This is a genomic window from Enterococcus sp. GPZ-007 (genome assembly GCF_059374735.1).
Map to the genome: position 1 here is coordinate 236845 of NZ_JCAFYN010000001.1, position 26278 is coordinate 263122.

Annotated in this window: 28 protein-coding genes and 1 pseudogene; 11 read left to right on the forward strand and 18 right to left on the reverse strand. The window is 41.7% G+C overall.

Features of this window, described 5'->3' with window-relative positions:
- Positions 1-143: 143 nt before the first annotated feature.
- Genes AC4J95_RS01110 through AC4J95_RS01120 form a run of 3 tightly spaced genes read left to right on the forward strand, consistent with a single transcriptional unit; the run spans position 144 to position 1988 of the window.
- Positions 144-608, forward strand: coding sequence for a helix-turn-helix domain-containing protein (locus tag AC4J95_RS01110; protein ID WP_494548255.1), 465 nt, complete (start codon positions 144-146; stop codon positions 606-608).
- Complete coding sequence (locus tag AC4J95_RS01115) at positions 605-1354, forward strand: ABC transporter ATP-binding protein (protein ID WP_494548256.1); 750 nt, start codon at positions 605-607, stop codon at positions 1352-1354. The genes AC4J95_RS01110 and AC4J95_RS01115 overlap by 4 nt, the downstream gene beginning before the upstream one ends.
- A complete protein-coding gene (locus tag AC4J95_RS01120; RefSeq protein WP_494548257.1) occupies positions 1344-1988 on the forward strand; it encodes an ABC-2 transporter permease in 645 nt (214 codons plus the stop codon). The genes AC4J95_RS01115 and AC4J95_RS01120 overlap by 11 nt, the downstream gene beginning before the upstream one ends.
- Before the next feature lie 215 nt (positions 1989-2203).
- Here AC4J95_RS01120 and AC4J95_RS01125 read toward each other — a convergent pair whose 3' ends face one another.
- The gene (locus tag AC4J95_RS01125; protein WP_316405755.1) at positions 2204-2518 is read right to left on the reverse strand and encodes a hypothetical protein; all 315 of its coding nucleotides are present in this window, start codon (positions 2516-2518) and stop codon (positions 2204-2206) included.
- A gap of 163 nt (positions 2519-2681) precedes the next feature.
- The gene (locus AC4J95_RS01130) at positions 2682-3521 is read right to left on the reverse strand and encodes an aldo/keto reductase (protein WP_494548351.1); all 840 of its coding nucleotides are present in this window, start codon (positions 3519-3521) and stop codon (positions 2682-2684) included.
- Positions 3522-3712: 191 nt separating this feature from the next.
- Between AC4J95_RS01130 and AC4J95_RS01135 the strand changes: the two genes are divergently transcribed.
- The gene (locus AC4J95_RS01135; RefSeq protein WP_494548258.1) at positions 3713-4006 is read left to right on the forward strand and encodes a hypothetical protein; all 294 of its coding nucleotides are present in this window, start codon (positions 3713-3715) and stop codon (positions 4004-4006) included.
- A 16-nt stretch (positions 4007-4022) separates the two neighbouring features.
- Here AC4J95_RS01135 and AC4J95_RS01140 read toward each other — a convergent pair whose 3' ends face one another.
- The 8 genes from AC4J95_RS01140 to AC4J95_RS01175 all read right to left on the reverse strand — a co-directional run bounded on the left by AC4J95_RS01140 (position 4023) and on the right by AC4J95_RS01175 (position 11778).
- Positions 4023-4406, reverse strand: a complete 384-nt coding sequence (locus tag AC4J95_RS01140; protein ID WP_494548259.1) for an MmcQ/YjbR family DNA-binding protein — start codon at positions 4404-4406, stop codon at positions 4023-4025.
- Positions 4407-4504: 98 nt separating this feature from the next.
- Complete coding sequence (locus AC4J95_RS01145; RefSeq protein ID WP_494548260.1) at positions 4505-5230, reverse strand: ABC transporter permease; 726 nt, start codon at positions 5228-5230, stop codon at positions 4505-4507.
- Complete coding sequence (locus AC4J95_RS01150) at positions 5223-6143, reverse strand: ABC transporter ATP-binding protein (RefSeq protein WP_494548261.1); 921 nt, start codon at positions 6141-6143, stop codon at positions 5223-5225. Before AC4J95_RS01150 ends, AC4J95_RS01145 begins: the two co-directional genes overlap by 8 nt.
- 78 nt (positions 6144-6221) lie before the next feature.
- Entirely contained in the window at positions 6222-7127 is a 906-nt protein-coding gene (locus AC4J95_RS01155) for a sensor histidine kinase (protein ID WP_494548262.1), read from the reverse strand.
- Between the two features lie 2 nt (positions 7128-7129).
- Positions 7130-7831 (reverse strand): response regulator transcription factor, encoded by a 702-nt coding sequence (locus tag AC4J95_RS01160; protein WP_494548263.1) that lies wholly within the window; start codon positions 7829-7831, stop codon positions 7130-7132.
- Positions 7832-8610: 779 nt separating this feature from the next.
- Positions 8611-9723 (reverse strand): glycosyltransferase family 1 protein, encoded by a 1113-nt coding sequence (locus AC4J95_RS01165; protein WP_494548264.1) that lies wholly within the window; start codon positions 9721-9723, stop codon positions 8611-8613.
- Between the two features lie 178 nt (positions 9724-9901).
- Positions 9902-11278: an MATE family efflux transporter gene (locus tag AC4J95_RS01170; RefSeq protein WP_494548265.1), complete on the reverse strand. Its 1377-nt coding sequence runs from the start codon at positions 11276-11278 to the stop codon at positions 9902-9904.
- 80 nt (positions 11279-11358) lie between these two features.
- Positions 11359-11778, reverse strand: coding sequence for a MarR family winged helix-turn-helix transcriptional regulator (locus tag AC4J95_RS01175; RefSeq protein ID WP_494548352.1), 420 nt, complete (start codon positions 11776-11778; stop codon positions 11359-11361).
- Positions 11779-12108: 330 nt separating this feature from the next.
- Here AC4J95_RS01175 and AC4J95_RS01180 point away from each other — a divergent pair, with 330 nt between their 5' ends.
- Complete coding sequence (locus tag AC4J95_RS01180; protein WP_494548266.1) at positions 12109-13134, forward strand: thermonuclease family protein; 1026 nt, start codon at positions 12109-12111, stop codon at positions 13132-13134.
- A gap of 114 nt (positions 13135-13248) precedes the next feature.
- Here AC4J95_RS01180 and AC4J95_RS01185 read toward each other — a convergent pair whose 3' ends face one another.
- From AC4J95_RS01185 to AC4J95_RS01200, 4 genes are all read right to left on the reverse strand, one after another.
- Positions 13249-14919: an SWIM zinc finger family protein gene (locus tag AC4J95_RS01185; RefSeq protein WP_494548267.1), complete on the reverse strand. Its 1671-nt coding sequence runs from the start codon at positions 14917-14919 to the stop codon at positions 13249-13251.
- A 156-nt stretch (positions 14920-15075) separates the two neighbouring features.
- Complete coding sequence (locus AC4J95_RS01190) at positions 15076-16599, reverse strand: zinc ribbon domain-containing protein (RefSeq protein WP_494548268.1); 1524 nt, start codon at positions 16597-16599, stop codon at positions 15076-15078.
- 172 nt (positions 16600-16771) lie between these two features.
- Complete coding sequence (locus AC4J95_RS01195) at positions 16772-17539, reverse strand: SDR family NAD(P)-dependent oxidoreductase (RefSeq protein ID WP_494548269.1); 768 nt, start codon at positions 17537-17539, stop codon at positions 16772-16774.
- Positions 17540-17637: 98 nt separating this feature from the next.
- Positions 17638-18030: a carboxymuconolactone decarboxylase family protein gene (locus AC4J95_RS01200; protein ID WP_494548270.1), complete on the reverse strand. Its 393-nt coding sequence runs from the start codon at positions 18028-18030 to the stop codon at positions 17638-17640.
- 97 nt (positions 18031-18127) lie between these two features.
- On the opposite strand from AC4J95_RS01200, the gene AC4J95_RS01205 reads away from it, so the two are divergent.
- Positions 18128-18493: a MerR family transcriptional regulator gene (locus AC4J95_RS01205; RefSeq protein ID WP_494548271.1), complete on the forward strand. Its 366-nt coding sequence runs from the start codon at positions 18128-18130 to the stop codon at positions 18491-18493.
- Between the two features lie 240 nt (positions 18494-18733).
- Here the strand turns inward: AC4J95_RS01205 and AC4J95_RS01210 are convergent, their stop codons facing one another.
- Positions 18734-19945: an IS110 family RNA-guided transposase gene (locus tag AC4J95_RS01210; protein WP_494548272.1), complete on the reverse strand. Its 1212-nt coding sequence runs from the start codon at positions 19943-19945 to the stop codon at positions 18734-18736.
- A gap of 305 nt (positions 19946-20250) precedes the next feature.
- Here AC4J95_RS01210 and AC4J95_RS01215 point away from each other — a divergent pair, with 305 nt between their 5' ends.
- The 5 genes and pseudogenes from AC4J95_RS01215 to AC4J95_RS01235 all read left to right on the forward strand — a co-directional run bounded on the left by AC4J95_RS01215 (position 20251) and on the right by AC4J95_RS01235 (position 24403).
- Positions 20251-20451: a DUF4177 domain-containing protein gene (locus AC4J95_RS01215; protein WP_494548273.1), complete on the forward strand. Its 201-nt coding sequence runs from the start codon at positions 20251-20253 to the stop codon at positions 20449-20451.
- 255 nt (positions 20452-20706) lie between these two features.
- A pseudogene (fitA, locus tag AC4J95_RS01220) lies at positions 20707-21652 on the forward strand (iron chelate ABC transporter permease FitA).
- The gene (locus tag AC4J95_RS01225) at positions 21649-22617 is read left to right on the forward strand and encodes an iron chelate uptake ABC transporter family permease subunit (RefSeq protein ID WP_494548274.1); all 969 of its coding nucleotides are present in this window, start codon (positions 21649-21651) and stop codon (positions 22615-22617) included. The pseudogene fitA and the gene AC4J95_RS01225 overlap by 4 nt, the downstream one beginning before the upstream one ends.
- Positions 22614-23372, forward strand: coding sequence for an iron ABC transporter ATP-binding protein (locus AC4J95_RS01230; RefSeq protein ID WP_494548275.1), 759 nt, complete (start codon positions 22614-22616; stop codon positions 23370-23372). The genes AC4J95_RS01225 and AC4J95_RS01230 overlap by 4 nt, the downstream gene beginning before the upstream one ends.
- Before the next feature lie 62 nt (positions 23373-23434).
- Positions 23435-24403 carry a siderophore ABC transporter substrate-binding protein gene (locus AC4J95_RS01235; protein WP_494548276.1) on the forward strand — a complete coding sequence of 323 codons (969 nt, stop codon included), beginning with the start codon at positions 23435-23437 and terminating at the stop codon, positions 24401-24403.
- 402 nt (positions 24404-24805) lie between these two features.
- Here the strand turns inward: AC4J95_RS01235 and AC4J95_RS01240 are convergent, their stop codons facing one another.
- The 3 genes from AC4J95_RS01240 to AC4J95_RS01250 are packed head-to-tail and all read right to left on the reverse strand — an operon-like array spanning position 24806 to position 26256.
- Positions 24806-25465 carry a Crp/Fnr family transcriptional regulator gene (locus AC4J95_RS01240; RefSeq protein ID WP_115873093.1) on the reverse strand — a complete coding sequence of 220 codons (660 nt, stop codon included), beginning with the start codon at positions 25463-25465 and terminating at the stop codon, positions 24806-24808.
- A 22-nt stretch (positions 25466-25487) separates the two neighbouring features.
- Complete coding sequence (locus AC4J95_RS01245; protein WP_494548277.1) at positions 25488-26024, reverse strand: ferritin-like domain-containing protein; 537 nt, start codon at positions 26022-26024, stop codon at positions 25488-25490.
- Between the two features lies 1 nt (position 26025).
- Positions 26026-26256, reverse strand: a complete 231-nt coding sequence (locus AC4J95_RS01250; protein WP_115873091.1) for a heavy-metal-associated domain-containing protein — start codon at positions 26254-26256, stop codon at positions 26026-26028.
- Positions 26257-26278: the final 22 nt, after the last annotated feature.

The window sequence follows — 26278 nt, forward strand, 5'->3', positions numbered from 1 at the left end:
CTGAGAACACAACATTTTCGCTTTCATAAATTAAAGGACCTTAATTTTTGCGAACGGAACCAAAGCTAACCATTTTTGTAACGTATAGTTGGTTCTATTTTCCATTTAAGTAAGCTAAAGTGTAATTAAGGAGGATGAAAAGTATGAATAATCAGAATAGTCCGATCGCAACGAACCTGCGATCATTAAGAAATAGAAATAATTGGTCTTTGGAATACGTGGCTGAACGTTTGGAAGTGTCACGTCAGGCTGTTGCAAAATGGGAGAATGGGGATTCTTTGCCAGATGTCATGAAATGCGATGCTTTAGCCAATCTCTATGACGTTACGTTGACCGACTTGATTCGCCACAATGAAGAAGTCGAAGGTATCCCGATTGGGCCTGCTGGCAAACATATCTTTGGAATTGTACCAGTAGGGACTCGCGGACAGATCGTCCTGCCAAAAAAAGCCCGAGATCTTTTCAAGATCGAAACAGGAGATACCTTGGTGGTGCTCGGTGATACGAACCCATCAACCCCCGGCATCGCCTTGATAGACAGCGAAACCTTTATGCGAATGACCGGAAATATGATGGAAAACATTTTTGAGCCAAAGGAGGAATCATGATGAATCTGCTGGAAGTAACCGAGCTTACTAAAAATTATCCAACATTCTCATTGAAAAATGTCAGCTTTCACGTACCAGAAGGTCAGATCATCGGCCTGATCGGTGTTAATGGCGCTGGTAAAACGACAATTTTGAAAGCCTTGCTGAACTTGATTCCCGTTGATCATGGATCAGTCATGATGTTCGAAACGATTTTTCTGGAAAATGAGCTGGACTGCAAACAAAAAACTGGGGTCGTTTTAGGCGGCATCGATTTCTATAAAGAGAAGAAGATCAAAGACATTACCAAAGTCACCAAACGCTTTTACCATGATTGGGATGAGGGTGCCTATCAAAAATATTTGAAGCTCTTCTCCCTAGAGCCAAATAAGAAAATCAAAGAGCTATCTGCTGGGATGAAGGTTAAGTATTTGATTGCCTTAGCCCTTTCCCATCAAGCCAAATTATTTATTTTTGATGAACCGACGAGTGGACTTGATCCAGTATCACGGGATGAGCTGATCGAGATTTTCCAACAAATCGTTAAAAACGGCGATAAAAGCATTCTCTTCTCTACGCACATTACCTCAGATTTAGAAAAATGCGCCGACGCGATCATTTATATCAAGGAAGGCGAATTAGTCAAAGCAGCCCCTAAAAAAGAATTTATCGATTATTTCCAAAAGCTGAAGCAACCAGATGAAACATCAGCACTAAGTTTAGAGGATATTATGGTACGAATGGAGGGCAAACATTATGATTTCTAATTTACTATATAAAGAGATTCGTCTAGCTGTACACCCTAACTTGATTGTCTTTACCCTGATGGGACCGCTACTATTAATTCCAGGATATCCTTATACGATGGTCTTTATCTTTAGTTTGATCGGCAACTTTGTTAATCTGCTGTACACTCGGGAAAATAACGACACCTATTACTCTACCCTGCTGCCCCTGAAACGATCAGAGGTTGTGTTAGGTAAGTGGCTCGTTTTACTAGTGTCGCAAATGGTGACGATCCTGATCTCGATTCCCTTTGCTTTTTTACGGCTGCGCCTGTTCTCATTGCCAAATCCTGTCGGAATTGAAGCAAATGTCGCCTTTTATGGTTTTGGTTTGATGATTTTTGCCTGTTTCAATTTCATCTTTCTTACTTCTTATTTTAAAACGGTTTATAAGGTTGGAGGTTCTTTTCTCAAAGGTCTGATCCCTGCGACTTTAGTAGCAATGATTGTAGAAGTAGCTGTCCATTTTCCAGCTCTGACTTGGCTGGATTCAGTCACGTTCGCAGGCCAAATGAAACAGCTCCCGATCTTGATTGTGGGCATTCTAATCTATATCGTTGCGATGTGGGCGACCTATAGAATCTCGGCTCGCAAATTTAGTCAAGTGAATCTGTAGACGCTCGAGTTTCGAAGAGTGCCAAAAGGATAGTAATCCATGGAAGCATCGCTCTTTTTAAAAGCAACTTCTTTTCTGTGTATTTACTTTTCCCCATTTTTTTACTAAATCATCTGGGAAAAGCACAAAGAAAGACCTCGGATACCAAAACTTATGACGATTTTGGCATCTAAGGTCTTTTTTAATTTGAAGTTGGACTTCGACCACGGCTTCGTTTATTTTTCGAAATAAGCGGTCCAAGAAAGGCCTTCGCCGTTAGCTTTTGCTCCGACAAACTCCTTCTGCGTCGTTTTTCTAACTAGTTTTCCCTCGCCAGTCAGATCATCCATCAGCTCTTTGTGACGCGGATAGACCACCATTTCCAGCTCATTCAAATCACGATTGGTAAAGAAATCTTCGCTGCGTTCGACTTGTTCCGGCTGCGAAAAGTCCGGTGTCACAGCCTTCTCTTCTACCTCACCCTTTTGGTTGAACCAAAAAAATAGAAACGCCGCCGCCAGTACACCAACCAGTGCCACTACTTTTTTCATTGCGCCCTCCTTGTAGCATCCTATTCCTTTTCAGTATGCCACAGTTGAAAACGTTTTTGAACGAAAAACTTAATTGTTTATAAAAGAAAGTTTAATTAAGCAGAGAATTGTTGGTGAAATAGTTACTTCTTGATTAATGGTAAGCTCGGGCTGGGAATTGGTTCTATTCAAACTCCTCGTATTCATTGGGATCTTGACCTTCGATTCGACCATCAGCTTTTTCCAGCAGGTTGATTCGTTCGACTTCTGTTTGGGTCAATTCGAAATCAAAAATCGCCAAGTTTTCTCGTTGGTGCTTCAAATTCCGGGATTTAGGAATCGGAATGATCCCGCGCTGCACATGCCAGCGTAAAATGATTTGCGCCGGATTTTTACCATATTTTTCAGCCAACTCAGTAAGGGTGGACTCCTTTAGTGCATCGCTACCGCGACCTAACGGGCTCCACGCTTCTGTTACGATCCCGCGTTCTTTATCAGCCGCCACCATTCGCTCTTGAACCCAGTAAGGATGGATCTCGATTTGATTGATCGCTGGAGTTACACCGGTTTCATCAATGATTTTATCTAAGTGTTCAGACTCAAAGTTCGAGACGCCAATTGAGCGAATCAATCCTAATTTTTGCGCTGTTATCATCGCTTTCCAGGCTTCCACGTATAGGCCGCGTTTTGGTAAAGGCCAATGAATCAAGTACAAATCAAAATAATCTAAGCCCATGCGGAACAACGATTCTTGGATCATCATCAGGGCATCCTCATAATGATGATATTTGCCGGGTAACTTCGTTGTCACAAAAAATTCCGAGCGCGGAATCCCCGAACGGCGAATCGCTTCTCCGACAATTCCTTCACTGTCATAGTTGGTGGAGGTGTCTAGCAGACGGTAGCCGTCTTGGATTGCCGTCAACACTTGATCAAGCCCTTCTCCACCGCGTATCTGGTAAGTACCTAGTCCAACGGCTGGTATCTGATGGCCGTCATTCATCGTAATCAATGGTGCTTTCATCACTCATTTCCTCCCTTAATTAAGTACTGCATAAGTCACATAAGCGACTCTCCATTTCTACCTTAACATCAAAATCTGGGAACTGTTCAATCCTCTGCTCAGCCCGCTAAAATTAATTTCAAAAATAAGCGGAAAAAAAATGACGAAAGAGGTATACTACAGGTTGAACACGTTAGAAGGAGAAGATTACGATGGATTCGATTATTTGTATAGTTCTGGGCATGGTGTTTGCCAATGGGGTTCCTCATTTTATTAAAGGAATTACCGCTGAAAGATGGGATGTCCCCTGGAAAAAACCAGCCTCTGCCTCCACAAATGTGTTATGGGGAGTTGCGAATTGGCTGATTGTCGTGATCATCTACGCGCTCTTTAAACCAGATGTCAATAGCTTCGATGCCGCTTGCTTCTTAATTGGTATGGGTATTACCGGTTATTACCTTGCGTTGCATTGGTCGGAGAAAAAAAATGAAAATGGCACTGCTTGATGAGCAGCGCCATTTTTTAGGCTTCAATTTCGGCTTTTTGTTTCTTCGTCAGCTTTTGATACACCAATTGATAGGATACTCCAATCAGTTGCTCGATAGCCTCATCACTCAATTCTTCACTGGCTAACTTGATTGAGTTCCAATGATTTTTGTTCGTGTAATACCCTGGAATCACCGTTCCAGAATAGATTTCACGCAGTTCTTCATTCTTTTCCGGCAAATTTTTCAGCGTAATGATCGCATCCTCGCTAGCCTGATCACTCATCATTCCAAACATTTTGCCTTGTAGTTCAAAGTAGAGCACTTCCCAATCTTCGCGAAAATAAACTTTCGCACCCTTTAACGTTTCACCGAACGCTTTAAACGTTTCGATGCGCTGCTGCATCACTGAATTTTCCATTGTTCCTCCTTTAAACGCAGAATAAAATAATTCTTTTCCATTTTTTTCTACAAGTATATCGTTTTCAGGAGCGAGATGTATACACTTGAAGCTTTATTTTACAAATCTTGTGTTTTTAGCAATAAATAAGCCGTGACAAGACCAATTATTCCGGTCAAAAATATGATTCCTAACGTCAATACATCATCGGCCAACGGCAATTCAACTAAACTCTGAACCACGACTGCGGACCATGGAACGATTCGCGCAAGCTTAAAAGGCATATTCATCGCAAACATTTCGATCCCCGTAAAAGCTAAAGCCAGCATAATCGTTGGATAGAATAATTTTCGCTGCAGAACACTCACGGTTAACAATGGCATTGCTGCGATAAAACCTAACAAACAATATTTGAGAAGAGTGACGATTAAACTTCTGGTTCCTGTTAAACCAAAAGTATCAGGATAGATCAGCCAGCCGCCAATCGTGTAAACAATGATCACACCAACTAGTGTTCCGATGTACCAGATAAACCAGATGGCGACTTTTCCTAAAATAAATCGCCATCTTGAGGTAGGTGCGGTCAATACATTATTGATTGTGCGGTCTTCATATTCCCGCTGTAGCAAGAATGTGATGATAAATCCGCTCATGATTGATAAAAGCGAACCGACAACCACATAAACACTCATCAACCATATCTGATAGTTTTCTGACGGATTCTCTGCAATCACTAAGTCCTTAAAAACCATAAATGCCGAGGCAAGAAAAGTCAGCAACGTACATACTGCAAAAATCCGATTGCGTTTCAATTTCATCCACTCAGCAGAAATTACATTAAGCAATGCCAACACCTCCCGTAATTGTCCGGAAATGTTCTTCCAAATTGCTGGAGCCAATAAACAAGCTGGAGACTTCAATCCCATTCTTCCCAAACAAGTGATTGATCTCCTGCGGCTCAAACGTAAAATCAAAAAGCTTGATCGTATTACCTTCCTCCACCTGATAATTGGACATATGCAGATTTTCCTCCAATAAGCGGGTAGCTTGATGCACATCTGAAACGGTAATACTGATGTGACGCTGATTGTGCTGGGCTATCTGACTCATATCACATTCTTCTAGCAGCTCGCCATTATGCAAAATACCAATGATATCCGCGATTTGCTCGATCTCCGAAAGCTGATGGCTGGAGATCAGGATCGTTTTCCCATGAACCTCCGCCAACTCCTTCAACAGCTGGCGAATCTCAGCGATCCCAATTGGATCTAATCCGTTCGTCGGTTCATCCAAGATCAATAACTCTGGATCATTCATCAGTGCATTGGCGATCCCTAAACGCTGCTTCATCCCCAATGAATAATTCGCAAAGCGTTTGTGTTCGACATGATTCAGATCAACCAGCTTCAATGCCTTGTCCACACTGTTTCTTTGCGTCTGCCCTTTTAGTTTGGAGAATACCTTTAAATTATCTGGTCCTGATAAATAAGGATAAAAACTGGGTGTTTCGATAATGTTTCCGATCCGTGAATAGACTTCAGGGTGTTTCTTCGGCGATTGACCAAATAACTGGAATTCGCCAGAGCTAGCCGTTGCTAAACCTAGTAGTATTTTCATGATCGTTGTTTTTCCCGCGCCATTACGTCCCAGCAGACCATAGATTTTGCCTTTGGGAACAGTCATTGAAACATTCTTGACCACTGCTTGATCGTTGTATTGTTTCGACAAGGCCGCGGTTTTGATACTATCTTTTTCCATAGCGACCATCCTTTCTATACTTCTAGCTTAACAACGCTACCTTGCCCTAACCTTGCCGAATCCTTGTTTTTCTCTGGTTTATTCTAGCAATGTTAAGAGAAATTTTGTTCCTTCGCCTAATCGGCTGCTGGCACTGATTTTTCCGTGATGGGCTGCAACTAATTCTTTGACGATCGCTAAGCCCAAGCCATTCCCTTTTGAACCTCTTGCTTCGTCGCCCTTATAAAGACGATCAAAAATCCGTGGCATATTCTGTTCCGAGATGCCTTTGCCGTTATCGGCGATTTCAAGCTGTAATTGCTGGTTCTTTTCCGATAACTTAATACTGATTTTATTCCCCTGACTGTGTTTCAAGCTGTTTTCCAGCAAGTTGTCGACGATCCGACGAAATGCCGCAATGTCGATGGTGTACTCAAGCTCTTTTTCCGGAATTTGAATGTCGTAGGTAAATTGCGGCTCCATTCGGGGAATCCACTCACTGACAATTTCCCGCAGCAGCTCGCAAATATCGACCGTTTCAAAATGATAACGCCGTTCCCCAGATTCAAGTTTAACCCATTCAAAAAGCGTATCAATATACTTCTCCAACTCAAAGGCCTTGGCTTGAGAAGAGCGTAAATAGTAGGACTTTTCTTCTTCTGAAACTAGCCCATCATTGACTGCCTCCAAATAACCAATTAAGGAGGCTAAAGGCGTTCGAACATCATGGGACAAACTGGTGATCAGCTTACGATATTCACTCTCTGAGACCTGTAGACCGCTCAGCTGCAGCTTGATTTCAGCAACGATCGTGTTCATGCGGAAACACAGCTCCGCGATGTCAGAGCTTTCGTCCACAACCATTTTTCGATCAAGATTTCCCTCGCTAATATCAGCCAAAACAGCCATCGCTTGATTGATCTGCTGCTTATTTTTTTGAAGTCGCGCAATCAAATATAGACAAACGATAGCCAATAACGCACAAATAATACTCATAACCAGCATCCTTATCCCTCCTGATTAAAGCGATAGCCGACCCCGCGAACCGTTTGAATGAAAAACGGCTTAGCAGCATCCGGCTCGATCTTCTTCCGCAGCTTGCTGATGAAGGACATGATGTTGTTATCATCAAAGGCATATTCCTCGCCCCAAACCTGCTGATAGATTTGCAGCTTGGTAAAAATCTGACCCTTATGAGCAGCCAGAAAATACAAAAGATCAAACTCTTTTCCCGTCAGTTCCAGCAACTCGCCATTCAATAAAACAGCTCGCGTCTGCACATCAAGTGATAGACTGTTTAACTTTAGTACCTCATCTGCACTCGTAGATCGATTAAACCTCGTGTAACGACGAACCAACGAGTCGATTCGTGCCATCAACTCCGCCATACTAAAAGGCTTGGTCAAATAGTCATCCGCCCCCAGTTGCAGCCCACGAATCTTGTCCGCCTCTTCATTCTTAGCCGTCAGCATCAATACCGGCACCACACTCTGCTTGCGAATCTCCGTTAAAATACTCAATCCATCAATTTGCGGCAGCATGATATCCAAGACAATCAAATGATAATCATCCGCTAGCGCCTGCTTCAATCCACTAGCTCCCGTATGAGCGAACTGCGCCTCATAGCCTGCATTCTTCAAATAACGCTCAATAATCGAACAAAGCTCCTGATCATCATCAACGATCAATACTCTGATTTTCTCTTGCATTGGCTTTCTCCTTTTTCAATTTAATGTATTCATTCTTTTCAGAAAAATAAGCCCGATGTTCAAGGCGTAAAACAGCCAACTAGTTCCCTAGTATTATTCACGAACTAGTTTTTTGGCCTAGCCTCGAGTACACTGCTGAAAGCTGGACTGGCATCCTCATTAAATATAATTCTGTTACTGTTAATTTTAGCAAAGATCTTGTTGGTTTCGGATGAAAGTTGCGGAGTTTAGAAATAAATGAATGAAGGCGAAAGAAAAACACCTTCCAGTGAAGGAAAGTGCTTTGAGGTGGTTGAATGAGAAAGTGTGCTGCTTCTGGGTGTCTGTTTGACGATTTTGCACTCCACTATTTTTAGATTTAGACTAAATCCCAATCAATGCATTCTGCTGCCGCATGGTAATTTACATTCCACTCTTTTAGATTTAGATTCCCACCCTAAATTATACCTGTTACCACTAGGTTCTAGTAGTCCTTTTCTGTCGACCTCAGTTTTTGTTTTGAGATTATTAAGCAAACATAACAGCTGTTTCAAGCAGAAACCTTTTTATCTCAATAATTTTTACATGCTGTCGTAACTACAGGAATTTTAGGCTTTCAGTGGTCGACAGATTACACCAAATAGTTACACGTAAAAAAGCCAAACAACCATACACCAACCAATAGAAATGTATGGTCGTTCAGCTATTCAAGCGGTATCCCGTATAGCTCTAAGGAACCATTTGCCCACAACAAATAAAGCTGCACAATAACAGTGATTTTGCTTAGCTCGATTACTTAATTACTTTCTCCGTCTACGCTTACGATCTTTCCCTTTCCCTTTTTTCGAATTATTTTTTCCTTTCTCCCCCTTTTTCTTCTTTTTCTGCGGTTCTTGTTTTTCCTCTACTACTTCTTGTTTCTCACTATTAGACTTTTTGTGATCGGATTGCGTAGGCGTTTTCTCAGCAGCAGGCGTCTCGACTGCGTTTGGTGTTTCTTTGATAGTGGGAGTCTCCTTTCCTTCAGTTGGTACAGTTTCTTGTGATGCAGCGACAGCGCTTTTAGATGCAATTGACCCTTCATTGCTCGCTTCTTTTTCTGACATGATAATCGCCGGTTCAGTCAAACGGGTATCAGCTAAGACGACTCCTTCCGGCAAAAGCATTTCCACTAATGCTAATCTTTCTTCTTCGCTTAATGAAGCGATCTCTGAGCTTAACTGCATGGCAGAATCATCCACAGCTCCTACCACTTCTTGACTGGTCAAAATCGGGCCAGACTCCTCTACGATCTCGCCTTTTTTGATCTTGATATAGCGCGTGCAGTTGTGGATCTCAGAGTTCTCCAGCTGAACAAAACGCCGGATTCCATCCTTTTCAAAAATAGTCAATGAAGACATTAATTCTAAAACAGCACTGATCTTCATGGCTGAGGCATTCGGATCAGCATCTCGCATACTCCAGGTATGGATTTTCCCCACAGCATCCTCAAAGGTCGAAACAAGTTTATACTGTTGCCCATTCAATTCCTCAACCGGCGTTGTCTTGGCAAACAAATATTTCTTACACTCGCTAACCCGATTGTTATAACGGTGATATATCTTGGATTTCTTATAAAGCCGGTGAGTAACCTGTTCCCATTCCTTGCCGTTCTCAAAATAGTCACGAAACAATGGCGCCAGCTTCTGCAGCACCTCTGTCGGCTCGGCAAATAAAAGGATCTCTTTAACAAGATCCTGACAAAATAAAGAGAAATCAGAAATGCACAACGCATGTCGAATCAGCACAGCAGCCACATACTGAATAACAGTGTCCGTATCCTGTGAATCTGCGTAAATTTTTTCGATGTTCTTTTCTAACCGAGGTCGTTTAGTGACAAAAAGCTGAACTTGCGACAATGATTGTGATTTCATAAAGTTTCTCCTCCTAAGAATACGTTTCCATTTTATTGTTTTAAAAACTAACTCCTCTTATATTATAATCCATGAAACGGCTTAAAATAACTCTATCTTTTTAGTAAAAAAAATATTTTTGACAACAAAAAAGGACCAAATGATTGATCCTTTTTACATATTTCTTCTATCAAGACTTTTATCGTTCTTGCATCGCTGGTAATTCATTTTTACTTAGTTTGTTTAAGTAAGGAATCATCATGATCACACCAGCAACGAAGGTTATCCCTTCTGTAATTGTCATAGACCAAATCAAACCATTCAAGCCGTAAAAATGATGCAGCAGCAAGACGACCGGGATGAAGAAGGTTCCTTGGATCGTTGACATGACGCCCGTCTGCGCACCGAAACCAGAAGCTTGGAAGATTCCAGTGAATAAACCGGAAAAACCATTAAAGACGGAAGAAACCAATTGTGCAGCCAGGATTGTTAGGCCTACTTGGATCACCCGAGGGTCACTAGTGAATAGACCTAACACAGGTACTCGAAACAGGTAAACAGCTAGAGCAAAAATGATCGAGATACCGCCGATCCACAGAGAAACTTCCTTCAAGGCTTCTTTTAAACGCTTCGTGTTGTGTGCAGAGAAGCTGTAGGCGAATAACGGCATTGCTCCTAAAAACAAACCCATCGTCAAAAACTCAGGTAGTTGAGTAATTCGAACCGCGATACCAAAGCTGGCTACAACATTGTCGCCGTACTGTACAGAAAAATTGTTCAATAGCAGTGTTGTCACGATCATAAAAGCCGATTTGAATAATTCAGAAACACCGATTTTGTAAATCTCCAATTGATCTTTGATTGAAATCTTGAAATGCTTCAAAAAGCCCTTCAAGGATTCACTTTTATTTTCTAAGAACCAGACATAGTAAGCCGTTGAAGCCAAGTTTGCCAATACCGTTGAAATACCGGCTCCGATCACATGCATGTTAAAGACTAAAATCAATAATGCATCTAGCGCGATACTAACGGCTACACTGATAAACATTCCATACATTGATTCCTTTGAAGCCCCTTCTGAACGAACCAATTGCTCCAAAGCAAAGTTCAAGACAAAGGCAAAACCACCAGCAAATAGTATCGTTGAATATTGCTTAGTATAAAGGATCGTTTGGCTATCTGCCCCAAGTAAATGAACAAAAGGATTCATAAAGATGATCGCTGCGATTCCGATAATCACGCCAAGAATAATGCTTGTATAGAAGGAATAACCAGCAACTTTCCGACCTTTTTGGGTATCGCCGCTACCAAGCAGGCGCGTAATAAAAGTTCCTCCGCCAACCCCAAACATATTCCCGACAGCCATCAAAATGATCGTGATCGGCATCGCCAAAGTAATCGCGGACATCATATTTGTATCGTGGATCAAGCCGATAAAATAGGCATTGATCAAATTGTAGACCGTCGTAGCCGAGATACCTACCATCATCGGGATCGACAGATGTACGATGGCTTTACGGATCGGACTTTCTTTTAAGTAGTAAATGTTTGATTCATTAACGTCAAATTCTTCCATGATAATTCCTTCTTCTATTAGATTTTTAATTGTTAGATTTCTAACTATTCAGCTGCAAGCAGTTAGTCGCTGCTTGTTAATTAGAGGCTGTGATCGATTTTTCTTAACAGCTCCGTCAATTGTTGGACTTCCTCTTCCGTCAACGCGTGGACCAATTCTTTTTCCGCTGCGTAAAAGGCTTCATTAGTTTCATCGACTAACGCTTTTCCCTTAGGCAGTGCGTAAATGTTTTTTTGCCGCTCGTTGTCTTCTGGGATTCGACGTTCGATGTAACCCTTTTTTTCTAATCCCTGCAGCATACTCGTGATGCTTGCGCCGCGGCGCTGAAATACTTCGGCTAAGTCTTTTTGAATCAAGCCCTTGTCTTCGTTTTGGGCGATATAGGAGATCATCCGTCCCTGCTGAGAACTGATATCCATATCTTTGACACGTTGCTCCATCGATTCACGGGACTTATTCATAATTGAACGCATCAAATTTGAAACGACCATTCTATCCAGAAGAATTCCTCCTTCGCTGAAAATTAGATATCTAACTGTTCGAAAAGAATATACACGCCGTCAAAAAGTTTGTCAATTAAAAACATTCGTATCCTAATAATTAGCAATCTAACTATTTGTTTTTTAGAGATACAACTAATTGATGCTAGAAATAACACTATTAAGACCTCAAACAACGATTCATCTAGGTTCTTTTGCACTAAAAAATTTTATTTGATTATTACTTTATTTAATAATGATCAAAAATGTTTAGAAATATAGTATTATTTAAGTACACATATATTCTCAAATAATTTATTTTCCTATTAATGGATAGAAGGAGGGCAACAAATGAAGAAGCAGATGGGGGTCAAGCTTGGGGTTACATTCGCATTATTATTTAGTTTTCTATTTTCTACTCCAACACAATATTATCAAGTAGAAGCAGCGAAAACAAAGACTGAAAAAAAGGTAAAGATCAAACGAACAGCCAACAAAAAAGTAACTGTCAAAGTCAAAAAGTATATTAATGGCGATACAACCCGGTTCAAATTGAAAAATGGTAAGAATGTTACAGCAAAGTATTTACTGATCGACACACCTGAACTAAAAAAAGAGAGTCCTTACGCAAAAGAAGCGAAAGCACGGACAAAAGAACTCCTTAAAGATGCCAAAAAGATCCAGATCGAATACGACAAAGGTAAGAAGCGCGACAGTAAAAAACGCGAATTGGTTTATGTCTGGGTGGATGGCAAGCTCGTTCAGGAAACACTTGCCGATGAAGGCTTAGGAATGGTTCGCAGCACCAAAGGAAAAAATACGAAATACTTGGACCAAATTAAAAAAGCAGAACAAAAAGCCAAAGAACAAAAGCTCAATATTTGGAGCATCGAAAATTATGCGCAGACAGATAAAGGCTATAGTCAAGCGGCTGTCACTGCACATGTGAAAGCACTTGAAAAAGAATTAGAAGCCAAGGCAGCCGAAGAAGAACGGCTACAAAAAGAACAAGAAGCAAGAGAAGCCGAAGAAAAGCGGGCGGAGGAGCAAGCCGAGGCAGCTAGAAAAGCCGAAGAAAAACGAATCGCAGATGAAGCGGCCGCGGCTAAAAAAGCGGAGGAGCAGCGCCTTGCCCAAGAAGCTGCGGCTACAGAACAAGCACAACAGCAAGCCCAAGCCGAGGCTGAAGCAGCAGCTCGTGCTCAGCAGGAAGCGCAGGCTCAGCAAGCCGCTGAACCTGCTCAAGGACAAACAGTCTACGTCACTCCAACCGGCAGCAAGTATCATACTCATAAATGCGGCAACGGCACGTATTCCCCAGCGACCTTGGAGGAAGCTCAAGCTCGCGGGTTGACACCGTGTTCGAAATGTTTTTAAATTGCATCGCTTAAATATGAACTTAAAAACGCAGGTACACCTCTCATAATCGAGGTTTGACCTGCGTTTTTGTTTGTTCAGCTATCCTTACCGATTATTTGATTGATCTAACTATTATAAAAATAAACGTTCCACCTTGCTTAGCTCATCCACCATAGCAGTTCTTCTTGGATACATCGTCTTGAAATCTTGGATTAATAACCGTCCAGCAATTGTTCCGCCAGGTATCTTCAGCATATCCTTCATAAGATTGGCGATGGTGTAATACTTTTTTCGATTTGAAACAGGAGCAGCCATTTGGCATAGCGCTGTTTCATATTTTTTTACCAATCTTTTCGGATATTCTTCTTTTAGTTGATCAAAGTACCTTCTTGCTGCATACAATTCATTAGAATTCTCAACATAGTCCATTAAGAGATCGTATCGTTCTTCCTCTAAATACAAATTGTCCATGAAGTCTTTTCCTGCTAGTGTAGAATAAATTCGTTGAACAGCATTAGACCAATCGGCTTTATTCATTGTTGCTTTTAACTCACGATAGATTTCTATATTCCCTTGGTCATCGACGAGTAAGAGTTGCCATAATTGCTCTACATAGCGATCTTTTTGTCCCATAGTTTTATAAATTGTTTTTAAAAGATGACTATATTCGCTAACTAGACCTCTATGAGAACGGTCTAACTCCAGACTTTCCTGCAAAACTTCAATCGCTACTGTATAATCTTTTTTTGCTATCGCCCCTTCAATATATTTTTTTCGTACACTGCTGATAGTCCAATAGCGCTGATATATTTCATTTATCTCGTTCTCTGATTTTCCTGAGCGCTCCATCGCATCAATTAAAAAGACCGCCCATTCGGCTAAACGAAACTCTCGCTGCCACCCTTCCAACATTTCTGCTTGCCGAATTTTCTTCTCCGCCAAGTTCAATTTGATCTCGTTAAACTCAACTTCTGGAAAACCTTCTTTGATACTTTCCTCAATATAGTCGTCGGAGTACTCGTAATCCTGGCTATCAAGCTGTTCAGTAAACCACTCAAACATCTTTTTCTTTTCATTTACTTCAGCATGCTCCAAAATCTCCTGCCAGCGCTCATAGCATTCTGACAAGATCATCGTGATTTGGCCGCCAGAATCATCCATCTCCACCATATTGATCTGATTCACCAGATGACCAAGTATTTCAAAAGCCAACATATAATCGCCGTCAGCAATAATCGGATCAACCTCTTCGTATAAGAATGTAAGCAGAGCATGACCGAAATCAAAAGCTGCATTATAATCAATGAATCCCTGTCGATCTCCATGACGATCAAACGTATCGTCAATTCGACCAATGAGGGATCGAACTTCTTTCTTTGGATCGCTGATGGAAAATTCACGAGTAAAACGATGGGCTAGCTTATCATCATTTGTTAGAGCCGTTAATAAAAAGGCACGGAGCTTTGCTTCATCGATTGTCATCACCAGTTCGCCAAGATCGCTTGAGGCAGCAGGACTGTTCATTGAGTCTTGCTCTTGAAAAAATTCCTGTTCATTGCACTCAAATAAAACAGCCGCCATATGTTTACAATGATTCCCATCAGCTGCATAAGGACAATCACAATACAAGGAAGTAATTTTTTCCTGCGAAAATTCGATCGTTACTGCATAATCGTCGGTGCCCTCGACAATCGCGTTAACCATGCCTTCATGAACCTCAAAATCATCGACTGCGTCCGCCAAAAAATAGTCATAACCCCGTTCAATAATATGGGGACGAAAAAGATATTGCCACTCCATCATGTACTCACCTCTCTTCTTTCAGTCTAAAGCAACGCTAGGTAAAAAGCACGGAGCTTGTTACTTTTTTGTGAATGAAACTTTTAAGTAGATCATAAACAAAAGACACCTTCCAATCTGGAAAGTGTCTCGTTGACTGTTGGGTTCACATGCCGCTTCTTATACTCCGCCGCTATCCACGGTCTCAAAGTTCTCCACTCCGCCGAGATTGTCGATTTGGAATTTGGCTTCGTCCTCGTTATAGCGCAAAGTAGCCTTCTTATAACGAAAAACTTGGTTTATATCATCCGTATCGTCGGTGAAGATGGTATCGTAATAAATCAAGTATTGAACGGTATACACATCCTTACCAGTCATGCTGACAGCTTCTACTTTAGCCTTCGCATCGACCCGTGATTTTTTATCCCCCGTCCGAATGTCGTTGATAAACTTCTCGAAGTCTTTTTCATCCCCGTTACTCAAGCCGTTCACGAAATATTCTGCTAATTCGCTTTTTTCAGACGCACCGAAATCACTGTACTTCGAAGTATAGCCTGAAAGGTCGCTGTACAAATTATCCAGGAAATTTTGTACATCTGTTTTGGATTGGACATTGTCAAAATCTAGATTGATCTCTGAAGCATAACTATCCACGTCGTAATCGGCTGCTAAAAATTCACTAGCAGCGATCCGATAAGTATCACTTTTCAGCTGATCATTCCCCGTTTTAAAGGAAGTTTGCACCTCCATCCCCTGATGCCAGACCACATCCTTGATCTCCGCTTGCCCATTTTGGATCGTTCCGACTTCCTTGTCATTCAGCAGCACCTTGGCTCCGTCGATATTCGACGTGACCTTAAAGGAAATCTTGTGCAGATTGATGGCGATATGACTGTCTGTCTCAAAATCAGGATTATGATAGCGGATCAAAGCTTGAGTAGATGTAGATTTTTCGCTATCCAAATTTCCTTCAATCTTATAGCTGCCCGGTGTCAGCGGCCCCCAAGTCGTCTGATAGTTGCTGCCTTTGGATGTCGCCAATTTTTTATCATCTAACGACAGCTGCATGTCGGCCTGATCTGTCATAACCGTTATATAGACCGGCTGGATTACCAGCTGGTAACGTGGAAATATTCCCAGATACTTTCCCTTTCGATGAACCGAAAAATCCTCCAACTGTCCCGGATTATTCTTTAAATCCCTTAGAAAATCAGCAAAGTCGGCTTTATGATTACTCTCTTGATAATAGCTGATAAATTTTTCCATTTTCGCTGCCGATATTTTGTAGTTCGGATCTTCTGAAACAACGACCTCCGCGATTTTCTCAGAATCTTGTGTTTTGAAAATCTGCGCAAAACGACTCAACTGCTGAGGATAACTGTAATAATAACGGCCAAACATAAAACCGCCGATCAACAGCACTACTGCCGCGATTCCTGCGGTGATTCCGATTTTTTGCCTCTTTGATAATGGTTTCCTCACTTTAGTTGCTGGTCTTACAATTGTTTTAAGTTGGTGTCCGCAGTTTGGACAAAAATCGGCATCCACCGAAACTGCTTCTCCGCAATTTGAACAGAAATCTCCGCCCTCTCCCTCAGCATCAACAGATATTTCTTCAGCTTCTTTTTTAAACGGCTGTCCACATTCCTCACAAAAGCGGGCATCCGCCAAATTCTCATGCCCGCAATTTAGACAATTCTTCATTTTTATCCCCCTATTCTGCTTCAATTTTCTCGCAGATGAATATGCCATTTATTATGTATGCTTATTAATTTTAGCAAACATAATGATAAAGTAGGAGGTTATTTATAAATTTCAGTTCCTATAACTCAAAAAAGCACCTTCTCATAATGAGAAAGTGCTTCAAAATGTCTGCTTAGACGATCGACATCCCGCCATCAACGATGATGAATTGCCCATTCGTATAGCTTGATGCATCACTAGAGAAATAAAGGATCGTACCATTTAACTCTCCACGCTTGCCTGGACGGCTCATCGGGTTCAAGCCTTGATATAGATTTAAGAAAGCTTCTGATTTAAATAGCGTATCTTCTGTCATTTCAGACTCGAACAGCCCTGGCCCGATCGCATTTGTCGTAATATTGTATTTTCCGTAGCTAGCCGCCATCCCTTTGGTTAAGCCTAGAACCGCTGCTTTACTGGCATTGTAGGAGTGGCGAATAAACATATCGTCTTTATCTGCCATGACCGCATTGATCGAAGCAACATTGACGATTCTGCCATACTTGTTGTCTATCATGTGCTTCACCACATACTTGCTGACTAAGAAAATCCCCTTCACATTAACATCCATCGACTTGTCAAAGTCTTCCACTGTCAAGGAGTCAACCCCGCCGCGGACTGCAATTCCGGCATTATTTAGCAAAATATCCAGATGTCCAAAATGATCATAGGCTTGCTGGATACCCGCTTTGACATTCTCTTCATTCGTGACATCCATTTTGATCGCCAAGACATCACGACCCATTTCCTTGATATCCTCCGCCAATTCCTCTAAACGTTCCAAACGTCTAGCCAACAAAACGAGATCGGCACCTGCTTCGGCATACGCAATTGCCGCATCACGACCTAAACCGCTGCTTGCACCTGTTACTACTGCAACTTTTCCATTCAAATCAAACATAGAGCATTCTTCCTCCTTCTTGATAACGCATTCATACTTCTCTTCTTACGTTACCTAAATTAGCAGGGAAATGTCAATAGTTTGTGAAAATTTAATACTTATAACGATAAAGAATCCTTATTTCTAGCGTCGAATACCTCTTTAGCGCTTGTGATTGCATTCAAAACTCGCGGAAATCCAACATAGGGAATGCAGTGGGTAAAGATCTCGATAATCTCTTCTTCCGTGATTCCCACGTTCAACGAACCATGGATATGAACCATTAATTGATTTTTCGTGTCTCCTTGCGTCAATAAACTGGTAATCGTAATAATCTCCCGTTCACGAAAAGACAACCTATCGTTATTATAGATATCGCCAAACGCAAACTCTAGGATATAGCGCCCAACATCTGGTGCGATAGTCTCGAGGTTCTCGATCACTCGTTCCCCAGCCTCACCATCAATCTTCTTCAAATTCTTGATTCCTTGTTCCAATCTTTTATCACTCATAGCAGCTCCTGCCTCCTTTATGGTAAAGTACTATAAACTATCAAGTGGACTTGATAGCAAGGATATCTTTCCAATTTTTTGGATGAGGAGAAATACAATGTATAAAATTAGTGAAGTTTCTGAAATACTGGGTTCTAGCATTCCCACTCTGCGTTATTATGAAGAACTGGGAATCAGTGCTCCCGCGAAAAATAAAAGCGGCTATCGTGAATATAGCGAAGCGGATATTGAGTGGCTGCGTTTCATTCAACGCTTGAAGCAAACGGGTATGGATCTTGAATCAATCAAAAAATATTCGAAGCTTCGCAGCCAAGGTGATCAAACGATCGAAAAGCGCATGAAGCTTTTGGCGACCCAAAGAAATCGGCTGCTGTCAGAAAGAAGAAAAATTGATGAACATCTGGCTTTCTTAGAGGATAAACAAGCGACCTATAAACAGATGTTGGCTGACAGAGAGGACTAAATTCCTTGAAACTATAGTTTCTGATTACTCCTAAGAAGCCATGAATCCACAAGTCTGGACCATTTTTCGAAACAATCATTTCGAATGACGTCTTTTCCTTTTTTCCAAGCTTATAATAATAAAAAAAGCCTGCAAATAAAAAGTCAAGCAAAAAAATGGAAAAAGATTTTTCTGGATTGAACGCATGACAAATAGAACCACCGATAATCGCTGGTTTCAACTTATGTTCAAAAATAAAAATCATTCCTCTTCTGGAAGAGATGCCAGATATTCTTTTACTCGACCGTAATAAATACGCAAAAACTTATTCGCACCAGCAGTCATGTAAACATAGTACGGTTTTCCCTCTGCTCGTTTCTTAGAAAGAAATGCGTAAACTGGATCATTTTCAGGTGATGTTTTTACTAAAACATCCATTACTTGAAACAGTGATTTACGCAGTTGAGCAGAGCCGCGTTTAGAAGTCCGTACGCTTTTCTGATTATAGGTGCTGGATTGATTGACACCTGGATCAACCCCGGCAAAAGCAGTTAAAGCACTTCGGTGTGAAAAGCGGCGAATATCGCCAATCTCTGCCATGAGCTGTGGACCTAGTGAAGGACCTACACCTTTCATCGCCATGACCACAGGATACTCTGGCAATTGTGCAGCTGTCTGATCCATCTGTAGGCGTAACTGCTCAATGGTCCTAGAAAGGGTGTTTAACTGTTTGATTGCTTGTATCATCAAGTTTTTGGTCATTTGGTCTTTAGGTAAAAGGGCAATCAACTCTTTAGAGGCTTCGAAAATTTGCGCTGGTTTGTCTGGGTGAAAGTCGTAACCTTTACGCACACAGAATTTTTGATAACGTTCAGTGAACACGCTCAAAGAAACCTTTCGAACACAATCAACGTGCCAAAAAGAGGTGACAAAATCAACCCATTTCTGGCTGCCATCTTTTCGAACAGGACTGGTGAAAAAAGTATTCGCTCCAGGAAACGTTTGATCCAAAAGAGCAATGAGATTATTTTTAAGAGCGGTCTTATGTTTCATATAAAAATCAAACTGTCGGTTCATGGTTTTTAGTTGATCTCTTGTCTTGTCCATAAGGTTATACTGTCGCAGCTCATTCCAGTTGTCAAGGGCGTAACGAGCGATTTTAACGGCATCCTTTTTATCTGATTTCACTTTGCGAAGGGAATTGTTTCCAAAATCTTTAATGAGTTTTGGATTGACCATACTGACATAAAACCCTGCATCAGAAAGCCAATGAGCAACAGGTTCATGATAACGTCCTGTGTACTCCATGACGATTTTGACTTCTCCTTCAAGTTGAGAAAGCGAATAAACGAAATCATCGATGGCACTAGATGTATGGCAGAGTTCAAATGGACTAGAGATTACTTCACCAAAAGGTCGAAGAATCGAAACAACACTTTTCCCTTTAGCAACATCAATACCTACTGCGTTCAAGATAATCAGCTCCTTCAGATTTGTCGCAATGGAAAGCCAGCGTAAAAGCACATTGCCGATTCAATCTACTGGGGTGTGACACGAACGTACTGGGAAACAGCAGTTCAACCTGCATAAAACGAACGCTGTGAATGAGCAGCTGGTTGGCAGACTATTTTACGGACGCTAAAAGTCCAAGGAGGAGTATGCCCGACCATTGCCCTCTCATTCTAACAGCTTAAGCAACATGATAGATCAAAGGGATTACTAATGAGATTAGTAGTGCCTTATAACCTATAAATATATTGTAGTAGGAGGAGTTAGACATGTGGACTTACAAAAGCGAAGTGTTGGAAACATCAGTAAAATGGTTTAAGGATAGTGCCAGTACCGAGGATTTAGGTCATTTGGATGATTTGGTCAACAGTCGGGCAAAAGAAGGCTGGGAATTAGTGACACATTCTTATATGCCGAACGTTATCGCGACAAGAAGCGCGATCCTCGTTACCTTTAGAAAAGAAAAATAAACAATACCTAAGGACTGGGAAATTTTTTCTCAGTCTTTTTGTGTCTAATAAATTCAGCTATGCACAATTATTTTAAAGGACGTTCCATGACACAGACCTCATGATAGGAAAGACAACTAACAGTATTTCTACTTAATAGTGTCACTATTATAGAAAATGATGTTTTAAAAATAACTTGCATTTGTTTTGCTTTTCACCTAAACTTTACTTCCAGAGAGAATGAGAATCATTATCAATTATCTGAGGAGTGAGTCTTTGAGAAAAAAAGGAATTGTTCTTGTTTTATTTTTGTTAAGCGCTCTCTCTATTTTTATCGGAGTAAAGGATTTGATGTTGCACGCTTTGTTTCAGGGAGATTCAGAGCAATGGTTGATACTTTACCACACGTATACCGCGTACAGTCAGCTTGATTTTAGCTGGCGCAACGATGAGTATCTGTGGTCTGATCATGCAGCATCTAACACAAAATAAATTTGTTTCACCAACAACTGCTGGCACAATGGATAGCGCTCGGTTAGGAATTTTACTCGTTATGCTCTTCTTACCTAATGCCTCGACGACCATTCGAACACTTGCGGCATTTGTTTTTGCCTTTCTGGGAACGCTGATCTTTTTAGGGCTTAGCCGACTGCTTCCAACAAAAGATCCGATTTTTCTACCGTTGCTAGGCGTGATGTTCGGTAATATTGTCGGTTCTGTTGCTACCTTTTTTGCCTATCAATTTCAATTGATTCAGAATATGTCTTCTTGGCTGCAAGGAAATTTTTCGTTAGTGACGAAAGGAAGCTATGAGCTGCTCTATCTGACGATTCCATTATTTTTTATGATTTATTTTTTTGCCTATTTCTTCACAATCGTGGGGTTAGGTGAAGATGTCGCAGTCAATCTAGGTGTTAATTATCGACTGACTCAGATGCTTGGCATCGGCTTAGTTGCTGCCGCCAGCGGACTGGTTTTGATCATGGTGGGGACAGTTCCTTTTTTAGGCGTAATCGTACCAAATATCGTTTCGCTGATTTACGGCGATCATGTGAAGCAGAATCTATGGATTACCGCATTGAGCGGCAGTCTATTTTTAATGGCCTGTGATATTCTTTCACGCGTCATCATCGCGCCCTATGAAGTGCCAGTCAGTTTGACTGTAGGTATTTTAGGCAGTTTGATTTTTATTTACCTGCTGGTTAGGAGGAAACGCGTATGAATTTTTCTCTGCCAAAAAAAGGGCTGCTTCTGATCGTCCTTACGATCATTGCAATTCTCCTTTGCGGGCTTTACTTGACCTATAACACTTATGGAAACTTTCAATTCGCTTGGCTGTTGCGAGGCAAAAAGATTGCGGCCTTTTTGCTAGTAGCATTGGCAACAGGAATGGCGACCGTCAGTTTTCAAACCTTAACACAAAACCAATTTTTGACACCTAATATTCTTGGCTTGGATTCTTTATATGTTTTGATCCAAACCCTGCTGTTTTTTATCGTCGGAGGTGTCAAAATGTTGTCACAGGAGCAAACGGCTACTTTTTTGACCAGTATTCTTTTAATGGCACTGCTGAGTCTGCTTCTAGCCAAGCTTTTGCTGAAGCGGCAGCAAAATGACTTATTTATTCTGCTGATGCTGGGAATGATCTTCGGGACCCTATTCAGCAGCACAAGTAATTTCCTGCAGGTAATGATGGACCCTAATGAATACGATTTGCTTCAAGGACGGCTTTTTGCCAGCTTTGGGAATATCAATACTACGCATTTAGGCATTGCTGCTGGAATCATTCTGCTGGGGTCTTTTGTCTTATTTATTACTAACCGTTATCTAGACGTCCTGCATTTAGGCGGCGACCAAGCGACGAACTTAGGCATTTCACTAAATAAATTTCAGATTCTGATCTTGTTTTTGGTCAGCCTCTTAACAGGAACAGCAACCGCATTAGTCGGACCGATTACATTTTTGGGGTTTATTGTCGCAAACATCAGTTATCAGCTGATGCCGACTTACCGCCACAGCTACTTATTCCCTACCGCCATTTTATTGGGGACCATTTTTTTAGTTGGCAGCCAATTTTTGGTTGAACAGGTTTTCCAATTAAAGACAACTGTCAGCGTCGTGACACAATTCATCGGCGGGTTGTACTTTATTGGGAAAATCATTTATGAGAGGAGACAGTCAAAATGATTGATCTTAAAGCAGTCTCGAAAAACTATGGGACCAAAAAAGTCATTTCCGAGGTATGCTTGCCCGTCTCGGAAAAGAAACTGACCGCATTTATCGGACCCAACGGCGCTGGTAAAAGCACCCTGCTGTCGCTGATCAGCCGCTTGATCTCCATCGATGCCGGACAGATCTACCTCGATCACAATGAGGTCAAGGCCTGGCGCTCCAATGAGCTCTCGAAAAAACTGTCGATTTTAAAGCAAAGTAACGGAGTCAATCTGCGAATTACGGTGCGGGAACTTGTAAGTTTTGGTCGCTTTCCATATTCAAAAGGTCGTTTAACCAATGAAGATCAACAAAGGATCGACTATGCTTTAGAAAAACTTGGGTTGGTCGAAATGGCAGAAGAAATGATTGATACTTTATCCGGCGGACAGTTACAGCGGGCGTATATCGCAATGATCTTAGCACAGGATACCGAATACATTTTATTGGATGAGCCGCTGAACAACTTAGACATGAATCATGCCGTCCAGCTGATGAAAACTTTACGGCGCTTGGTCGAAGAAGAACATAAGACAATTCTGCTGGTCATTCATGACATCAACTTCGCGGCGACTTACGCCGATGAGATCGTTGCGATGAAGGACGGTGAGATTTTCGCTCACGGCACGATGGAAGAAATGATCCAGCCGCATATTTTGAATGCGTTATACGAAATGGAGATCAAAATCTGCGAATTAGACGGCAAACGTTTTTGTATGTATTTCAATTGAAAAAAGGATTTAGACTCATTAAAAATGAGCTCTTTAATTATACATTTAGGAGGAAACAAGGAATGAAAAAATATATTGTTGGTTTATCACTGGTATTGCTAGGTCTAGGATTGGCTGGTTGCAGCTCAGCGAACAGCGAAGGAACGAGTGATTCAACAGGCAAAGCCGCGACAAGCACCACAGCCAAAGCGGAAAAAACGCTTGAGGTGAATGATTCGAACGGCAAGGTGACCGTTCCCAAAAAACCTGAGAAAGTTGTCGTTTTCGATAACGGTTCACTGGATACCTTGGATGCTTTAGGAGTCGGCGCTAAAGTCGTGGGTGCTGCCACTGATAACCTGCCGGCTTACCTGAAAGATTACAAAACAGTAGATTCTGCCGGTGGGATCAAGGAGCCCGACCTAGAAAAAATCAATCAAATGAAACCCGATCTGATCATTATCTCTGGCCGCCAAAGTGATTTCTTAGATCAACTGAAACAGATTGCTCCAACAATGTATCTAGCCGTTGATCCATCCGATACATGGAATTCCATCAAACAAAACGTTAAGACGTTGGGACAAATCTTCGGCAAAGAATCAGTTGCGAAAAAACAGTTGGCTGAACTTGAAACCAGCATCCAAGAAACCAAAGCAAAAGCTGAGGAAAGTAAGGACAAAGCCTTGACTGTGCTGGTGAATGAAGGACAACTGTCCACTTACGGCAAAGGGTCTCGCTTCGGGATCATTTATGATACCTTCGGCTTTGCCGAAACGGATGATTCCATTAAGGCATCTACTCATGGTCAAAGCGTCTCTTATGAATATGTTCTGGACAAAAATCCTGATGTTCTTTTCGTCATCGACCGGACCAAAGCCATCGGCGGTGATGACAGCAATAATAATGTCGCTGACAATGAACTAGTCGCTCAAACAACTGCCGGCACAAATAAAAAAGTCATTTCGCTGCAGCCAGATGTTTGGTACTTAAGTGGCGGCGGACTAGAATCTGTTAAGATGATGTTGGAAGATGTCAATCACGCATTGGAATAAATAAGAAAGGCTTCACGAACTCGCTCAGCTTTTGAGCACCAAGTAGGTACTGTTCCACATCAGCTCCAAAGACCGATCGCTGTGTCTCACAGCAATAAGACCAAAATATTTCTAAATTGCCAAGAAACACGATGATCGTAGGAATCGATGTTGATTGGTACCTACTTGGTGCTTCTCAAATTTCGAAATATTTTTGCTTATTGCCGATATGCTAGTTCTGCTTAACGTAGTTTAGCAGCAACTGTATGCGTAGCTTGCGTAGAAAAGTTAGTTCGTGAAGCCGGACATGGATACCCTTGCTCTCATAAGCTTTTTGCATGTGAAAATTTTATACTCCCTTAAAGAACAAAAAAATCAGGTTTGAAACGCGGCGTCCACGCGTTAAACCTGATTTTTCTATTTTTATAAGTCTTCTAATCCGTCTGGGTCCAGTAAAACGACATGACGTTTTTCCCGTCGGATCAACTGTTCCTTCTCTAACAGCTTGAACTTGCGGGATAAGGTTTCCGGTGTCGTTCCTAGAAACAGGGCCAGTTCCTTCATTTTCATCGGCAGATCGAATGCATTTTTCCCCGTTGCTTTGGCTAGATCTAACAAATAAGTCGCCAAACGTTCTTCGACTTTTTCCATCATTAGAAATTGGGTTTGCTGCTCGGTCCGCACCGACTTCGCCGCATTGATCTCCAATAATTTGAGGCTCAACTGTGGATACTTTAACAGCAGATCAGAAAAATCCTGTTGTTTGAGGATACAAACCTCCGTCGTTTCCAGCGCTTCGCCAAACAACACGTCATTGCGGACTCCGAATAATTGGTTCTCCCCTTCGTAGCCGCCGGGCTCTACCACTCGCAGAACTTGTTCCTTGCCGTTGGAGGAAAGTTGATAAACTTTCATATTTCCACGAGCCACGATCACCAGCTGCTCTTCCCCATCCGGAGTAAAGATTTGCTCCCCTTTATCAACGATCCGATGATTGACCAAGGCATGGATCTTTTTTTGATCGTCCTGATCCAAATGGTTGAATAATGGGACCAAAGAGACACATAAATGTTCTTGACTCATGAAAATCCTCCTCTAGCTTCAATTACTCGTCGTCATCTTCTTCATCAGCTTGCTTGACGTCATTTCCTAAGTAACGTTGCCAAACCAGCTGCTCTTGCTTAATCCAAGTATAAAGCTTTTTCAAAAATTCGGCTAATCCAAACTTCGCTTCCTTCTCAGCTAGCGCGATCCCTCGTGTAATGAATAGATTTTGGGTTGCTAAATCAGCCACGATTTCAGCTAGAATCGTTTCAGCTGCTTCATACTTCAATTTTCCGCTCTCTTTGATCATGGCATAGTTGGTGAACTCTTCAATCGTTGTCGGAACCAGTTCCCCCTCTGCTAAGACCCCTTGGCTCAATTCGTCGAACAACTGGTCTTCCTCCGCGATCATCTGTGTCAGTTTTGGCTCAGCAAAGCCCCGGACTTCGCCTGTCAGGTAGTAAGCTGCTTGGCGCAATTTTACTCGTTGGATAAAAAGGTTCGCTAAGATGTGACTGATCATCGCCCCCGCTGTCGGTGTATGATGATCCTTGTCACTTTGGATTTGTTCCGCTTGGTATTTTTCTTCTGCATTCATTTTATGAGAGCTCCTTTACTTTGATAGCTTCTACTTCATAGCCTAAGTCTTCGATCACCTTTTGCAAGGTTTCTGGACTGGTTTGGTCTGATTGGATTTCTGCTTTGACCTTGCTGGCATTGAACAAAACTTTTACCTTATCGACTCCAGCCTGCTGTCCTACCGCATTTTCGATTTTTTGCATACATGATGGACAAGTCAATGTCCCTAGTTGAATAATTACCTTTTCCATAATGGATTCCTCCTTCTTTATT

Coding starts and splice junctions, on each gene's coding strand:
- AC4J95_RS01190 (WP_494548268.1), bottom strand. CDS start 16,599: ATGAAGAATTGTCTAAATTGCGGGCATGAGAATTTGGCGGATGCCCGC.
- AC4J95_RS01135 (WP_494548258.1), top strand. CDS start 3,713: ATGGATTCGATTATTTGTATAGTTCTGGGCATGGTGTTTGCCAATGGG.
- AC4J95_RS01215 (WP_494548273.1), top strand. CDS start 20,251: ATGTGGACTTACAAAAGCGAAGTGTTGGAAACATCAGTAAAATGGTTT.
- AC4J95_RS01225 (WP_494548274.1), top strand. CDS start 21,649: ATGAATTTTTCTCTGCCAAAAAAAGGGCTGCTTCTGATCGTCCTTACG.
- AC4J95_RS01160 (WP_494548263.1), bottom strand. CDS start 7,831: ATGCAAGAGAAAATCAGAGTATTGATCGTTGATGATGATCAGGAGCTT.
- AC4J95_RS01235 (WP_494548276.1), top strand. CDS start 23,435: ATGAAAAAATATATTGTTGGTTTATCACTGGTATTGCTAGGTCTAGGA.
- AC4J95_RS01205 (WP_494548271.1), top strand. CDS start 18,128: ATGTATAAAATTAGTGAAGTTTCTGAAATACTGGGTTCTAGCATTCCC.
- AC4J95_RS01230 (WP_494548275.1), top strand. CDS start 22,614: ATGATTGATCTTAAAGCAGTCTCGAAAAACTATGGGACCAAAAAAGTC.
- AC4J95_RS01110 (WP_494548255.1), top strand. CDS start 144: ATGAATAATCAGAATAGTCCGATCGCAACGAACCTGCGATCATTAAGA.
- AC4J95_RS01250 (WP_115873091.1), bottom strand. CDS start 26,256: ATGGAAAAGGTAATTATTCAACTAGGGACATTGACTTGTCCATCATGT.
- AC4J95_RS01120 (WP_494548257.1), top strand. CDS start 1,344: ATGATTTCTAATTTACTATATAAAGAGATTCGTCTAGCTGTACACCCT.
- AC4J95_RS01125 (WP_316405755.1), bottom strand. CDS start 2,518: ATGAAAAAAGTAGTGGCACTGGTTGGTGTACTGGCGGCGGCGTTTCTA.
- AC4J95_RS01140 (WP_494548259.1), bottom strand. CDS start 4,406: ATGGAAAATTCAGTGATGCAGCAGCGCATCGAAACGTTTAAAGCGTTC.
- AC4J95_RS01155 (WP_494548262.1), bottom strand. CDS start 7,127: ATGCTGGTTATGAGTATTATTTGTGCGTTATTGGCTATCGTTTGTCTA.
- AC4J95_RS01170 (WP_494548265.1), bottom strand. CDS start 11,278: ATGGAAGAATTTGACGTTAATGAATCAAACATTTACTACTTAAAAGAA.
- AC4J95_RS01130 (WP_494548351.1), bottom strand. CDS start 3,521: ATGAAAGCACCATTGATTACGATGAATGACGGCCATCAGATACCAGCC.
- AC4J95_RS01245 (WP_494548277.1), bottom strand. CDS start 26,024: ATGAATGCAGAAGAAAAATACCAAGCGGAACAAATCCAAAGTGACAAG.
- AC4J95_RS01180 (WP_494548266.1), top strand. CDS start 12,109: ATGAAGAAGCAGATGGGGGTCAAGCTTGGGGTTACATTCGCATTATTA.
- AC4J95_RS01195 (WP_494548269.1), bottom strand. CDS start 17,539: ATGTTTGATTTGAATGGAAAAGTTGCAGTAGTAACAGGTGCAAGCAGC.
- AC4J95_RS01185 (WP_494548267.1), bottom strand. CDS start 14,919: ATGATGGAGTGGCAATATCTTTTTCGTCCCCATATTATTGAACGGGGT.
- AC4J95_RS01165 (WP_494548264.1), bottom strand. CDS start 9,723: ATGAAATCACAATCATTGTCGCAAGTTCAGCTTTTTGTCACTAAACGA.
- AC4J95_RS01150 (WP_494548261.1), bottom strand. CDS start 6,143: ATGGAAAAAGATAGTATCAAAACCGCGGCCTTGTCGAAACAATACAAC.
- AC4J95_RS01240 (WP_115873093.1), bottom strand. CDS start 25,465: ATGAGTCAAGAACATTTATGTGTCTCTTTGGTCCCATTATTCAACCAT.
- AC4J95_RS01115 (WP_494548256.1), top strand. CDS start 605: ATGATGAATCTGCTGGAAGTAACCGAGCTTACTAAAAATTATCCAACA.
- AC4J95_RS01200 (WP_494548270.1), bottom strand. CDS start 18,030: ATGAGTGATAAAAGATTGGAACAAGGAATCAAGAATTTGAAGAAGATT.